General features: G+C 63.1%; 10 protein-coding genes. All 10 read right to left on the reverse strand.

All coding sequences use genetic code 11. The features are described 5' to 3' along the window. Positions 1–28 precede the first annotated feature (28 nt). Entirely contained in the window at positions 29–4,501 is a 4,473-nt protein-coding gene (locus BLQ92_RS22240) for a beta strand repeat-containing protein (RefSeq protein WP_090686689.1), read from the reverse strand. A 555-nt stretch (positions 4,502–5,056) separates the two neighbouring features. Further along, positions 5,057–5,473 (reverse strand): CopD family protein, encoded by a 417-nt coding sequence (locus BLQ92_RS22245; RefSeq protein WP_090686690.1) that lies wholly within the window; start codon positions 5,471–5,473, stop codon positions 5,057–5,059. A gap of 60 nt (positions 5,474–5,533) precedes the next feature. Next, positions 5,534–6,805, reverse strand: coding sequence for a glutamate-5-semialdehyde dehydrogenase (locus BLQ92_RS22250; RefSeq protein ID WP_090686691.1), 1,272 nt, complete (start codon positions 6,803–6,805; stop codon positions 5,534–5,536). Positions 6,806–6,913: 108 nt separating this feature from the next. Next, positions 6,914–7,978, reverse strand: coding sequence for a DNA polymerase III subunit delta (holA, locus tag BLQ92_RS22255; protein WP_090686692.1), 1,065 nt, complete (start codon positions 7,976–7,978; stop codon positions 6,914–6,916). A 48-nt stretch (positions 7,979–8,026) separates the two neighbouring features. Continuing rightward, the gene (locus tag BLQ92_RS22260; RefSeq protein ID WP_175772421.1) at positions 8,027–8,578 is read right to left on the reverse strand and encodes an LPS-assembly lipoprotein LptE; all 552 of its coding nucleotides are present in this window, start codon (positions 8,576–8,578) and stop codon (positions 8,027–8,029) included. An 87-nt stretch (positions 8,579–8,665) separates the two neighbouring features. Beyond that, complete coding sequence (gene leuS, locus BLQ92_RS22265; RefSeq protein WP_090686694.1) at positions 8,666–11,257, reverse strand: leucine--tRNA ligase; 2,592 nt, start codon at positions 11,255–11,257, stop codon at positions 8,666–8,668. 190 nt (positions 11,258–11,447) lie between these two features. Further along, on the reverse strand, positions 11,448–11,879 hold the full coding sequence (locus tag BLQ92_RS22270) for an ExbD/TolR family protein (RefSeq protein ID WP_090686695.1): 432 nt from the start codon (positions 11,877–11,879) through the stop codon (positions 11,448–11,450). A 97-nt stretch (positions 11,880–11,976) separates the two neighbouring features. After that, positions 11,977–12,639, reverse strand: a complete 663-nt coding sequence (locus BLQ92_RS22275; protein WP_090686696.1) for a MotA/TolQ/ExbB proton channel family protein — start codon at positions 12,637–12,639, stop codon at positions 11,977–11,979. Between the two features lie 73 nt (positions 12,640–12,712). After that, a complete protein-coding gene (gene dapB / locus BLQ92_RS22280) occupies positions 12,713–13,510 on the reverse strand; it encodes a 4-hydroxy-tetrahydrodipicolinate reductase (RefSeq protein ID WP_090686697.1) in 798 nt (265 codons plus the stop codon). A 193-nt stretch (positions 13,511–13,703) separates the two neighbouring features. Beyond that, the gene (locus BLQ92_RS22285; RefSeq protein ID WP_090686698.1) at positions 13,704–14,522 is read right to left on the reverse strand and encodes an outer membrane protein assembly factor BamE; all 819 of its coding nucleotides are present in this window, start codon (positions 14,520–14,522) and stop codon (positions 13,704–13,706) included. Between the last annotated feature and the right edge of the window lie 86 nt (positions 14,523–14,608).

Here is a 14,608-nt window from a genome sequence, read left to right on the forward strand (position 1 = left end):
TCAGGCTTTCGCGATGGTCACAACCCGCTTACCACTGATACGACGCACCCGCGCCGACGGTCGTCTCGCTGCCGCTGATACCGGCGCCGATCTTGACCTTCAGGTTTTGCGTAATACGCGCGGATGCGCCGATTGCCGCAGCCTGATAGCCCTTGTAGCTGCCGCCGGCAATGCCGACTGCCAGCGTCTTGCCCGGATCGACTTCCGGAATCATCGTCAGCGCGGTGGCAGCTGCGACACCGCTGTAAGCGGCGCGTGCCGTATCCCCGATAGCCGATTGCATCTGCCCGAGGTTCACCGCATCCGTCGGCGCCGTGCCGGCCGCGACGTTGGTGATCCGGCGTTCGTTGCCTTCCGAGCCGACCGAAACGGTGTTCGCCTGGTCCGCAACCGAGCCCGAGCCGATCGCCACCGAGTTGTCGCCGCTAGCCTGCGCACCGCCGCCCATTGCGACCGCGTTGCTGCCGCTTGCCTGCGAGCCGCCACCCATTGCAACCGCGTTGCTGCCCGTCGCTGCCGCCGCCGGCTGGTCGCCTGCGTTGATCGACATCGCGGTGTTGCCGGTCTGCTGCTCGTTCTGCATCGCCTGGCTCAGGTTGGACAACTGTTGGTTGGTGTTCCACAACTGGGCACCGGTTACCGCATCGGTGCTCGTCGCGGACAGTTCGCCGTCCTGCAGATTCGTCAGCTTCACTGCCGGCGCGCCCGCCGTGCCACCCAGCGTCACCTGGTTGTGGGCCGAGGTGTCGTACGACACAACGTTCGCCACCGAACCGCTGATTGTGCCAACCGCCGTCTGCAGGCTGGCAATGTCGTTGGTGTTCTGCGAAACACGTCCGTCGAGATTGGTAATCGCAGCGCCGACGTTGCTCACGGTCGTGCCGCCTACGCTATAGGCAGGCGCCGAAACCGTGCCGTCCGCGTTGACCGTCGAACCGCCGCCAAGCGCCGAAGCCGTGCTGACTGCGTGCGAGTACATTTGCGAGCCGTTCACCGCGTCGACACTCGCCGCGTTCACCGCGCCCGCTGCCACGCCCGTGACGACGCGGTTACCCGCAGTGCCGGCCATGTTGACAAGCAGACCATCCGTGGTTGCGCCGACCAGGATGTCGCGCGAAGTCGAATCCTGGGCCACCATGCTGTCAGCGCCGCTATTGATCTGCGTCTTCAGCGAGTTCAGACCTTGATCGAGTGTATCGAGCGCACCGCCGACCGTGTTCTGCGTACCGGCTTGCATGTGGTACGTCGGACTCACGATCGAACCATCCGGGTTGATCTGCGCACCGCCGCCGAGCGAGGCAACCACCGGGCTCAACTGGCCCAGATTGACTGCGGAGGTGCTCGTCGTGCCGGCTGCAACACCAAGCAACTCGCGGGCGCCCGCCGTCCCCGTGAAATCGAAACTCGTGCCGCCGGTCTTGCTTGCAACGGTCAGCGCACCCGAGGTTGCATCCTGTTGCACCAGACCCACGGCGCCCGTGTTGATCTGATCGCTCAGATCGGCAACCGAATCCTCAACGCCCGTAACACGGGTATCGAGGTTCGCGATGTTGTCAGTGTTCTTCGAGACGTTCTGGTTCGTCGCGTAGAGTTGCGAGCCGTTTACCGCGTCCGTGCTCGAGGCTGACAACGCCCCTACCGACACGTTCGTGAGCGTCGTGCCAGCCGTGCCGCCGCCGAGCGAGATCTTGCCCTTCGTCGCATCGTCGTAGGCGACGAACGAGTTGGTCGCGTTGCCCGAATCGTCGATGCTCAAACCGGCCGCCTTCAACTGCGCGATGTTGACCGCGTCCATGTCGGCCACGCCCGCTTTCACGTTGCTGAGTGTCGTTCCTGCAGTGCCGTTGAATGTCACCGTGTCGTGTGCTGACGTGTCGTAGCTCACTGCATTCGCGATCTGACCGTTGATCGTACCCATCTGGGTGGCGAGCGTGCCGATAGCGGTGGTGTTCGTCGTCACCCGGCCATCAAGATTGGAGATAGCCTCGCCGACGTTGTTCACCGTCGTGCCGTCCACGCTGTAAGCCGGCGCAGAAACCGTGCCGTCCGCGTTGACGCTCGCGCCACCGCCCAGGACCGCGGCTGTGCTCGAGGCTTGCGCGTACAGTTGCGAACCGTTCACCGCGTCCGTGCTCGAGGCCGACACCGCTCCTGCCGCAACGTTCGAAAGCTTCGTGCCCGATGCACCGGCCAGCGTCACCGTGTCGTGCGCCGAGGTGTCGTAGCTCACTGCATTCGCGATCTGACCGTTGATCGTGTCCACCTTCGTGTTAAGCGTACCGATATCGGTGGCGTTCGTCGTCACCCGGCCATCGAGATTGGAAATGGCCGCGCCCACGTTGCTCACCGTCGCGCCATCCACGCTGTAGGCCGGTGCAGAAACGGTGCCGTCCGCGTTGACGCTCGAACCGCCGCCCAAGGCTGCCGCCGTGCTCGATGCTTGCGCGTACAGCTGCGAGCCGTTCACCGCATCCGTGCTGGAGGCCGACACTGCGCCCGCCGCCACGTTCACGATCTTGTTGCCCTTCACATCCGCGGCGCCGCCCACGCCGTTGAACTGCACGGTTGCGCTGTCGAGCGACGACAGTGCTGTGCCTACATCGTGTTGCGTGCCGCCTGCCACGTTATAGGTCGGTGCACTTATCGCACCGGTGCTTGCCGTGTACGCGGCGCCGCCGCCCAACGCGCTCGCCGTGTTCGCGCCCGCCGCGTTGATCTTCGCGTCTTCTGACTGCAACTGGCTCACGTTCACCGCGTCCGTTGCGGACGCGCCGGCAGCCACGTTGGTGAGACGACGTTCTTTGCCAGCGCTGGCCACAGAGACTTCACCGTTCGCGCTCGAAGCGTTGCCGGACAGCGTGTTTGAGCCCGGGTTGTAGGCCAATGCGGTCAGGTCGGCCGTGGTGGTCGAACCTGCGCCTAGGGCCACGCTGTTCGCGGCCGAGGCATTTGATCTGGTGCCGATGGCCAAAGAATTGGTCTGACTGGCTGCCGCGGAGGATCCCAGCACCGCGGCGCCACTGGCCGATGCGCTCGCGCTTGCGCCCATTGCAACCGCTTGGGCTCCCGTAGCAGCGCTGCTCGTGCCCGCCGCCAAGGAGGCCGTAGCCGATGCGTACGCTGAGTCGCCCAGCGCTGTTGCGTAGACACCCGCGGCCTGGGCTAGCGTGCCTACTGCGGTAGCACGGTTGTTGGCCAACGAACCGCCGCCCACAGCCACAGCATCGAAAGAGCCGCCAGTCACTGCCGCTGCAGAGACCGCGTATAGGCCATTCATGTTGTCTGTGCTATTCGGACTGAGAGCAATGTGCGAGTTCAAGTTGTTGGCAATCGCGGAAACCCCGTACAGTTGCGATCCATTCACCGCGTCCGTGCTCGACGCCGAAACGGCACCGGCCGTCACGTTCGTGATCGTCGTGCCTGATGCGCCACCCAGTGTCACCTTGCCTTGGGTCGTATTGTCGTAGGCGACGAATGAGTTGGTTGCGTTGCCGCTTGAATCGGTCTTCAGGCCTGCTGCCTGCAACTGCGCGTAGTTAACTGCATCAGTGCCTTGCGTGCCAGCCGCCACGTTCACGATCTGGCGCTGCGAGCTCGATGTGCCCACCGATACGGTATTGTCACGGTTGGCCAGCGAGCCTAAACCCAAGGCCACCGAGTTGGTTCCCGTGGCGCTCGAGGAAGCACCGACGGCCACCGACCTGCTACCCGAAGCGGTCGCGCTCATCCCTACGGCTACCGCTGCCGCGCCAGTCGCGGCAGACGAAAAACCAAACGCCGATGAGGAATTGCCAGAAGCACTGGCCTGCGTGCCCAGCGAGGTCGACGAGCCAGTGGAGAAAGAACCACTGCCGATCGCGATGGCGTCGGCTGCACTAGTGCTTATCTGAGGAGCGACGGGGTTGCCATTGCTGACTTTGGAAAAGGCAGTAAGAGGCACGGAGGTGTTTGGAGAGACCAGGCCGTTGGCAATCGCGGAAACCGCGTACAGTTGCGAGCCATTCACCGCGTCCGTGCTCGAGGCCGACACCGCGCCTGCCGCCAGGTTCGAGATCTTGGTGTTGCTCATGTTGATCCCGTTCAGGACAGCCACGCCGGTATTCGTAATCAGCATCTGGTCGACACCGCCAGCACCAATATGAGCAGTATTCGGATCGGTCACCGTGAAATACGCACCCGCATTGCCGCTGCCGTCGTAGGAAACAATCCCCGCCCGCTGCGTAGTGGCGCTGCAATCGTTGCTAGTCACCACCTGCGCGCCGTCCGCCGACGAGATGCAGTCCGAGTTGCTCGTACTGTTCCCCAAAATGCCTGCGGCAAAGGAGTTGGGCGTCGCTGCCTCAGACTTCACCGCCGTGCCGAAACCCACGCCTGCCGCGAGCAGCGCTGCGGCCAGCACCTTCGAGTTCCGGCTCGCTTTGCCCCGGCTCTTCGTCACTTCGGAGGCGGCGACATACGTACCGGTGGTTTCGTTCCATACGCTCTTGTATGACTTGTTCATGATTTTCTTCCTTCTGAAGATCGGGTATCGGATCAGTGCCGTGTGAGACGCCTGGATATAAGGCTGCACGCGTTAATGGGTTTTCAGAAGGATTGGAATCAGGGTCGTCGCAAGGTTTTTTCGGACCATCCCATTAATCCTTCCGGGATGACATCACTATAAAATTAGGAATTTCGTCGATTAATAGGAGCATTCTTAAAAACTCCTACACTGCGATCAGAATCGCCCCACAAAGGATGAGCCGAGCGAGGACTCCGCGGACAGCAAAGCGCCCGCCAGGAATAGCAGAGGGACTACAAACCACAAGAAATCAACGCAGGCACGGACGAGCAAGGTCCCGCTCAGATTAAGAAAATTCTGAACGGATCGTCCACTGAGGCCGCATTTTTAAGAAAAGAGTGTGATGCAGAAACGGCTCGAATTAAATCGACACGTCTTGACGAACATCAACCAGCAGATATTCGATCATTGAATCGCATCCCGCGCGATGTTACGTGCCGCGCGGGCGGATAGATCAGCCTGACAAACAGAATTAAATAGGAGAATTCCTATTTATTAAAACGGCTTGATAACAACGAGCGCCACCGCCGCCAGCATCCCCAGCACCGGCAGTTCATTGAACATCCGATACCACTTGTGCGAGCGCCGGTTCTCACCGCGTTCGAACGTCGCCAGCAAGCGCCCACAATAAAAGTGATAGCCGATCAGCAGCACAACGACCGTCAGCTTCGCATGCATCCAGCCCTGCCCGCGGCCGATGCCGATCACAAGCCACAGCCACAGCCCACACGCCAAGGCAGGAAAAGCGATAAACGTCATGAAGCGATAAAGCTTGCGCGCCATCGTCAAAAGGCGCGCCGTGGCGGAGGGTTCCGTCTCCATCGCCAGATTGACGAAGATGCGCGGCAGATAAAACAGGCCGGCAAACCAGGCCGCAATCAGAACGATGTGAAACGTTTTTACCAGCAGCATCGGCGCTCCCCGTGCAATGTGTTGACGTTATTGTTTGATGTCACGTAACGACGCAAAAGGCTACTGCCGTCCCTCGCCGTGGCCAAGCACCACATACTTCAGCGACGTCAGCCCTTCCAGCCCCACCGGCCCGCGCGCATGCAGCTTGTCGTTCGAAATGCCGATTTCCGCGCCGAGACCAAACTCGAAGCCATCGGCAAAACGCGTCGATGCGTTGACCATCACGCTCGCCGAATCCACTTCGCGCAGGAAGCGCATCGCGCGGTCGTGATCTTCGGTGACGATCGCATCGGTGTGGGCAGAGCCGTAAGTGTTGATGTGCTCGATGGCCTCATCGAGGTTGTCGACCACCTTGATCGCCAGCACTGGCGCGAGATATTCGGTGCGCCAGTCTTCCTCGGTCGCATCAACGAGCGGGCTCACGCGCGCCGCTTCGAGCACTTCGCGAGCAGCCGGATCAACGCGTAGTTCGACTTCCTTGCCGCGATACAGGCGCCCAAGCAGCGGCAGCACTTCATGCGCAATGGCGCGCGCCACCAGCAGCGTTTCCATCGTGTTGCAGGTGCCGTAACGGTGCGTCTTCGCGTTATCGCACACAGTCAGCGCCTTCGTGACATCCGCGCGGTCGTCGACATACACGTGGCAGATACCGTCGAGGTGCTTGATCATCGGCACGCGCGCTTCTTCCATCAGACGCGCAATCAGGCTCTTGCCACCGCGCGGCACGATCACGTCGACGTATTCTGTCATCTTGATCAGCACGCCCACGGCAGCACGATCCGAGGTCGCCACCACCTGCACTGCGTCCTGCGGCAGACCTGCCGTTTCGAGTCCTTCGCCAATCAGCTTCGCCAGCGCCGTGTTGCATTCCAGCGCTTCCGAACCGCCGCGCAGGATCGTCGCGTTGCCGGACTTCAGACACAACGCAGCAGCGTCGATCGTCACATTCGGACGCGATTCGTAGATGATGCCGATCACCCCGAGCGGCACGCGCATCTGGCCGACCTGGATGCCGCTCGGGCGATATTTGAGGTTGCTGATCTCACCGATCGGGTCCGGCAGCGCCGCGACCTGGCGCAGGCCTTCGACCATCGTCTTCAGCGCCTTGTCCGAGAGCGTCAAACGGTCGATAAAAGCAGCGTCGAGCCCCTTCTCGCGCGCCCGCGCGACATCACGCGCATTGGCTTCCTTCAACTGCGCCGTCTCGCGTTCGATGGCGACGGCCACCGCTTCGAGCGCGGCGTTTTTCGCCGCCGTCGACGCTCGCGCCATCGCACGCGAAGCGTGACGGGCGCGGCGGCCGAGGTCGGTCATGTACTGGTCGATATCCATGGTGATTCTCTTGGTGCCGCGCGCGTTCTTTAAACGTAGCGGACAGGCAGAATTAGCGAAACATCAAACGATTGTAAGTCGGGTTGGCGCGGCTTGCTCGATGCGAAGTCAACGAGACTTCGCCGGCGAAGCCACTGCCATCGCCAGTTCGAAGAGCCCATCCCACGGATCAGGCGGTGGATCGTTGCGATGGTTGCCCGGCGTACCGCCGGATAGCCCCTTCACCTGGCGATCGAGCTTGGCTGCAAGCGCGAGCGCCTTTTCCAGCGCGGCTTCGGTTACGCGCGAGAGCGCCGGCCCAATTAGCCGCTCACGCGGCCCCCACACGCGGTTCTCGCGCGTGAGCATGGCGAGCGGCTTGCCAGCCGCGACGCCGCGCTTGATCCGCAACAGCGTGCGCACTTCCTCGACGACCGCCCACAGCACCAGCACCGCGGCCTCACCTTCGCCGCGCAAGCCGTCGAGCATGCGCGCGAGCCGGCCGACATCGCCCGCCAGCATCGCCTCGTTCAGCTTGAATACGTCATAGCGCGCAACGTTGAGCACGGCATCCTGAACCTGCTCGAAGCTCAACACGCCGGCCGGGTAAAGCAGCCCGAGCTTCTGAATCTCCTGATGCGCAGCAAGCAGGTTGCCCTCCACGCGCTCCGCAATGAACTGCAACGCACGTCGCCCTTCTTCACCGGCAGCCACCCGCTGACCTTGCTGCGAAAGCCGCTGCCCCACCCAATTCGGCAACTGCGCACGCTCGACCGGATCGATCTTCAACGCCACGCCAGCCTCGACCAGCGCGGCAAACCACCCAGCCTTCTGCGTCGCCGAGTCGAGACGCGGCAGCGTGATCATCGTCAGCACATCCGAATTCACCGCGTCGGCGAGCGATTTCAGCGCATCCGCGCCTTCCTTGCCCGGCTTGCCCGACGGAATCCGCAGTTCAACCAGTTGCTTATCGCCGAACAGCGACATCGACTGGCTCGCGCCGAGCAGCGAACTCCAGTCGAAGCCGCGCTCCACCGTGAACACCGAGCGATCGGTATAGCCGGCCGCACGCGCCGCTGCGCGGATGCGGTCGCCCGCTTCCTGCGCGAGCAGGTGCTCGTCGCCGTACAGGACGTACAGGCCGGCGAGTCCCTTCGCGAGGTGCGTTTCGAGCGCGTCAAGTCGCAGTTGCATGGCTACAGGTCAAGAAGAATGGCAGGGCGTGGCAAGCAGAAACCGCGCTCAAAGCGGCGGCGGCGGCAGCGGTGCGCGCGGCGCAACGGCTGGCGCTTCCTGGCCCGGCGCCGGATGCAACGAGTGCACCACGGCCAGACGACGCGTCAACTGGTCGACGGCATCGTTCTGCATGTCCGCGAACAACAGGTCGGATTCCGCGGATTTCGCCTGTGAGTACTGGTCGCTATAGGTCATTGCGCGATTCAGGGAGATCGCGCTGCCCGGAATCAACACCGTACCGTCCGCGCCACTGAGCGTGTAGGTCAGCGAGTAATTCATTTGATACTCTTCGACGACGCCGAGAGAGTTCATCGTCAGCACGCTGGTGCCGCGACTCTCGGCCACGCGCAAAATCGCATCGGCATTCGCCGTTGAACTGACGATCACAGTGTCGCTACCACCCTGGACCTGGCGGGTGAAACGTCCCAGAAATGCGGGCGGAGCGCCAACCACGGCGAGCCGCTTGAACGGATAGTCCTGCTGGCCGCGTAGCTGGAAGCCACAGGCGGACAGCACCATCACCCCACACGCCAGCGTCAAAAACGATCTGCGAGTCACATTAGCTCCTGGTTCGCAGTAAATCCTGTACTGCCTGGGCGCGCCGCCGCAACGCGCGACGACGCCCTGCTCATGTCCAACCGAACCTCAGACGACGATGTTCACGAGACGGCCCGGCACGACGATGATCTTCTTCGGCGCGTTGCCTTCGGCGAACTTGACGAACATCTCGTGGGCGAGCGCCGCCTGCTCGATCGCGTCGCGCGGCGCGTCCTTCGCGACCTTGATCGCGCCGCGCACCTTGCCGTTCACCTGCAGCACGAGTTCGATCTCGGCCTGTTCCAGCGCCTTCTCGTCGACCTTCGGCCATGCTGCATCGAGCAGCGGCCCGAATTCGTCGGCATAGCCAAGTTCCTGCCACAACTGGAAGGTGGCGTGCGGCACGACCGGGTACAGCACGCGCAGCAACACGCTGTAGCATTCACGCAGCACGGCCGGCTGGGCACCCTTGGCGCTGTCGAGTGCGTTGAGCATCTTCATCGCGGCCGACACCACCGTGTTGTACTGCAGGCGCTGATAGTCGAAATCGGCTTGCTTCAGCACGCTATAGATTTCGCGACGCAGCACCTTGTCGGTTTCCGCGAGTTGCACGGCGTCGAACGAAGCGCGTTCGCGCAAGGCCGCTTCGTTCGCATGGCCGAAGCCCCACACGCGGCGCAGGAAGCGGCTCGCGCCCTCCACGCCCGCTCCCGACCATTCGAGCTGCTGCTCGGGCGGTGCGGCGAACATCACAAAGAGACGCGCGGTGTCGGCGCCGTACTGGTCGATCAGCACTTGCGGATCGACACCGTTGTTCTTCGACTTCGACATCTTCTCGACGCCGCCCAGCACCACCGGCTGGCCGTCTGCAATCGAGGTAGCGCCGATCGGGCGGCCCTTGTCGTCATGCGTGACGGTGACTTCGAGCGGGTTATACCAAGTCTTCTTGCCTGCTTCGCTTTCGCGGTAATACGTCTCGTTGAGCACCATGCCCTGCGTGAGCAGGTTTTTGGCCGGCTCACCGAAATTCACCAGACCCATGTCGCGCATCACCTTCGCCCAGAAGCGCGAATACAGCAAATGCAGGATCGCGTGCTCGATGCCGCCGATATACTGGTCCATCGGCGCCCAGTAATCGGTGCGCTTGTCGACCATGGTCTTCGCGTCCGGCGCTGCATAGCGGTAGAAGTACCAGGACGAATCGACGAACGTGTCCATCGTGTCGGTTTCACGCTTTGCAGGCGAGCCACACTTCGGGCACGTGCAGTTCACGAACGCTTCGGACTTCGCCAGCGGGTTGCCCGTGCCGTCTGGCACGAGGTCTTCCGGCAGCACGACCGGCAGGTCCTGTTCCGGCACCGGCACGTCGCCGCAAGTCGGGCAGTGGATGATAGGAATCGGCGTGCCCCAGTAGCGCTGGCGCGAGACGCCCCAGTCACGCAGACGGTAAGTGACCTGCTTGTCGCCAAGGCCCAGATCCTTCAGGTCGCTCGCGATCGCATCCACGGCCTGCGTGTAGTTCATGCCGTCGTACTTGCCGCTGTTGATCAGCGTGCCGTCCTTGTCGCCGTACCATTCTTGCCAGGCGTCGGTCGAGTATTCCTTGCCTTCGAGCGCCACCACCTGCTTGATCGACAAACCGTACTTCTTCGCGAACGCGAAATCGCGCTCGTCGTGCGACGGCACGCCCATCACCGCGCCTTCGCCGTAGCTCATCAGTACGTAGTTGCCGATCCACACTTCGACCTGCTCCTGCGTCAGCGGATGCGTGACGTAGAAGCCCGTGCCCAAGCCCTTCTTTTCCATCGTCGCAACGTCAGCCTCGGCGACGCCGCCGCGCTTGCATTCTTCGATGAAGGCCTGCAGTTCCGGCTTGTCCTGTGCGAGGCGCGTGGCGAGCGGGTGCTCGGCGGCGACTGCGCAGAAGGTCACGCCCATGATCGTGTCGGCGCGGGTGGTGAACACGCGCAGCACCTTCTGCTCGCCGTCGATCTCGTACGGGAAGCCGAAGTTCACACCGAAGCTCTTGCCGATCCAGTTCTGCTGCATGATCTTGACGCGCTCGGGCCAGCCGAGGCCTTCGAGGTCGTTCAGCAGTTCATCGGCGTACTGCGTGATCCGCATGTAATACATCGGGATCTCGCGCTTTTCCACCAGCGCGCCCGAGCGCCAACCGCGTCCGTCGATCACCTGTTCGTTGGCGAGCACGGTCTGATCGACCGGGTCCCAGTTCACCGTGCCGGTCTTCTTGTACGCAATGCCCTTTTCGAGCATCTTCAGGAACAGCCATTGGTTCCACTTGTAGTAGTCCGGGCTGCAGGTGGCGACTTCGCGCGACCAGTCGATGGCAAGGCCCATCGACTGCATCTGCTTCTTCATGTACGCGATATTTTCGTACGTCCACTTGGCCGGCGGCACGTTGTTGGCCATCGCGGCGTTTTCCGCCGGCATGCCGAACGCGTCCCAACCCATCGGCATCAGCACGTTATAGCCGTTCATCCGCAGATAGCGGTACATCACGTCGTTGATCGTGTAGTTGCGCACGTGACCCATGTGCAGCTTGCCCGACGGGTACGGCAGCATCGAGACGCAGTAGAACTTGGGCTTGTCGGTGGTTTCCGTTGTCTTATAGGCGTCGCTGGCGCGCCATTGCCCTTGCGCGGCGGCTTCGACGTCGGAGGGAACGTATTTTTCGTGCATGGTGTGATGGGATCGCTGGGTTCGGTGCTTTCGCACCGGGCCTGGTGCTCTGCTTGATGAAATGGCGGTCGTTTCCCCTTTTGCAGGGGAAAACGCTGATTATACCGTTCGCCGGAGGGTCTGCCGCGCGCTGTGCGGCTGGGCTGCGGAGGCTTTGGCGGCCAAGGCTGGTAGTTGCGCAGGCTGGCGCCTAGTGGCTAACCACGGGCGGCGGCGGGTCCGTCACAAAGCCGATCCGCTCGAGCCCCGCCTGCTGCGCCGCGCCCATCACCTGGGCGATGACCTCGTAGCGCGTCGAGCGCTCGGCGCGTAGTTGAATCTCCGGCTGCTCCTGCTGCTTGCCTGCTTCCACAAAGCGCGCGCGCATCTGGTCGAGCGTCAGGCCGTTGCCGTTCCAGTAGATTTTGCCGGCGCCATCGATGGAAAGCGTGATGGTTTGCGGCGTCTGACGCGCCGGCGCGGCGGCGACCTTCGGCAAGTCGAGCCGGATCGCATGCGTAAATAGGGGCGCGGTAATGATGAAGATCACCAGCAGCACCAGCATCACGTCGATCAGCGGCGTCATGTTGATCTCTGCCATCGGCGCCGCGGTTTGGTGCTTTTCGAGTCCGCCGAATGCCATGTCGACCTCCTGCCTGCGTAGCGCTGAATTGGACTGAGCTGGGCTGAACGGGACCGAGCTGCCTGAACCTTGAACCTGATCCGACCTGCGACGCCGCTCAGGCAGGCGCGCAGACGTAGGCGTGCAGGTCGTGCGCGAAGCCGTCCAGTTCCTCGGACAACTGCCGCACCATGCGGCCGAGCACGTTGTAGGCGAGCACAGCGGGAATCGCAACCACGAGGCCGAAGGCCGTCATGATGAGCGCCTCGCCAACCGGTCCGGCGACGTTTTCGATCATCGCCTGACCGCTCGCGGCAATGCTGCCGAGCGCGTGATAGATGCCCCACACGGTGCCAAGCAAGCCGACAAACGGCGCGGTACTGCCCACCGACGCCAGCAGGACCTGGCCGAACTCGAGCCGCCGCTGCGAGGTGTTAAGCGCCTGGCGCAGCGCCCGCAACACCCGTTCGCTGCGTTCGACGCGCGCGAGCAGCACGCCCGGGATATCCACTTCGGCGACGTGCAACGCGGCTTCGGCGAGCGGCGTGAAGACCCGCTCGCTATCGACCCGCCGCAAAGCCGCGACCCCGTCCGATAAGGTAGGTGCCTGCCAGAACTGGGCAATCGCGCGCGCCGCCTGGCGCTTTGCGCGGCCCAGCATCCAGCTTTTGACGATCAGGAAGCACCAGCTCGCCACCGACATGGCCAGCAGCAGATAGGCTACGGCATGGGTGATCGTATCGCTGGATTGCAGGTAGTGAAGAACGCCAGTGCCTGCCATTGGACCTCGCCGTCGGAAAATGTGCGCAGAGTGGGCTTATAGCCCACTCGGGACACGCAGGACAAATACGCGCTCAGCGCAAGCCGAGCACGTCCTGCATGTCGAACAGGCCGCTTGCGTGACCTTCGAGGAAGCGCACCGCGCGCAGCGCGCCCTGTGCATAGGACAGCCGGCTCGCCGATTTGTGTGTGATCTCGATGCGCTCGCCGATGCCCGCGAACAGCACGGTATGGTCGCCGACAATATCGCCGCCACGGATCGCCGAGAAACCGATGGTGGACGGATCGCGCTCGCCGGTGACACCTTCGCGGCCGTACACCGCGCAGTCGTCGAGGTTACGCCCAAGCGCCCCCGCGATCACTTCGCCCATTGCCAGCGCGGTGCCGGACGGTGCGTCGACCTTGTGGCGGTGATGCGCCTCGATGATCTCGATGTCGTAACCGGTCGCGAAGTGACGCGCCGCGTATTCGAGCAGCTTCAGCGTGACGTTGACGCCCACGCTCATGTTGGCCGCAAACACGATACCGATGTTCTCGGCAGCAGCGCGCAGTTGCGCCTTCTGCTCGTTATCGAAACCGGTGGTGCCGATCACCATCTTGACGTTGTGGCGCTGCGCAGCCGCGAGGTGCACGAGCGTGCCTTCCGGGCGCGTGAAGTCGATCAGGTAGTCGGACTCGGCAAACACTTTCTCGATATCGTCCGTCAGCAGCACGCCCGTCTGCTTGCCGAGGAACGCCCCGGCATCCTGGCCGAGTTGCGCCGAACCGGCGCGGCCGAGCGCGCCGGAAAGCTTGACGCCAGAATCGTTCAGGACGGTTTCGATCAGCATCCGGCCCATACGGCCCGATGCACCAGCAATGGCAATGTTCATGGCAGTCACGTACGAAAGACGACGGAAAAAGCGACGCGAAGTGCGCCGCCGAAGGCGCCAAAACGGGCACCCAATCGGAGGGCACAGCGGGGGCCACAACGGACACCCCCGCGGGCGCCACGAAAGGCGGCAACAAACACAAATGACGGGCTCGCGCGAGGCACGCGGCCCGTCATTGTCAGGGACAGCGTATTTAGCTACCCGTTCCCGAAGCCGCCGAAGCGGACGACGTTAGCGGTGCATTGTAGGTCGGTCCGTTGCTGCTCTGCGAGCCAGCCGGCCCAACCGGGTTGCTTTCCGGCGCACCCGGCACAGTGGGCGGCGGCGGACGCGTGAACTGGAACTGCGGCTGCCCAGGCGTCGTGGCGCCTTGCGGCACGACGCCGCCGTTCACGGTCGGGGCACTCGCGCGCGCCGACGAGGTGATCTTGCCAGCCGGCGCCTGCACGGCGTCCGTCGCGCGGTTGGCCGCCTGGGCGGCTTCGGCGTTCGGGTCCATGGATTGCGCAGCCGCTGCGGCGGCATCCGCCGGCGGCGTTGCCGCGACCGGTGCAGCGGCAGCCGTGCCCGAAGCGGCAACCGGCGCGCTCGCGGCCGCTACCGGAACAGCTTTCTTGCCGCGCTTGTCACCGTCGATTTCAGCGAGCAGTTCGAGGTTGGACGGCAGATCTTCGCCACCCGACCAGCTTGCGACACGGTCACCCGCGAAATTCACGACGAAATCGCGCTGCTGCACGACGCTCGTGTTGCCGCGCTTGAAATAGAACACGTAGTCCCAGCGGTCCGCATGGAACATGTCCGCGAGGAGCGGCGTGCCGAGCAACTGGCGCACCTGGTCGCGCGACATGCCGACCTGCATCTGGGCAGCCGCCTCAGCCGAGACGAAGTTGCCCTGCACAACGGTAATCCGATATGGCGTGATGCTTTGGGCGATTCGCTGCGTTACGCTGTCGTAGGTCGAACACCCGGCAAGCACCGCGACAGTCGCTGCAGCAATCAAGGTACCCCGCATGCGGCTCCCCCGGTAGATCAATAGAGATTTTGAAATCATTTCACTCACCGTGCGGGCCCTGCCTGTGGCGAGCCGCGCGAGTTTCG

Origin of the sequence: Paraburkholderia phenazinium, assembly GCF_900100735.1 — a bacterium.
Classification (GTDB): domain Bacteria; phylum Pseudomonadota; class Gammaproteobacteria; order Burkholderiales; family Burkholderiaceae; genus Paraburkholderia; species Paraburkholderia phenazinia.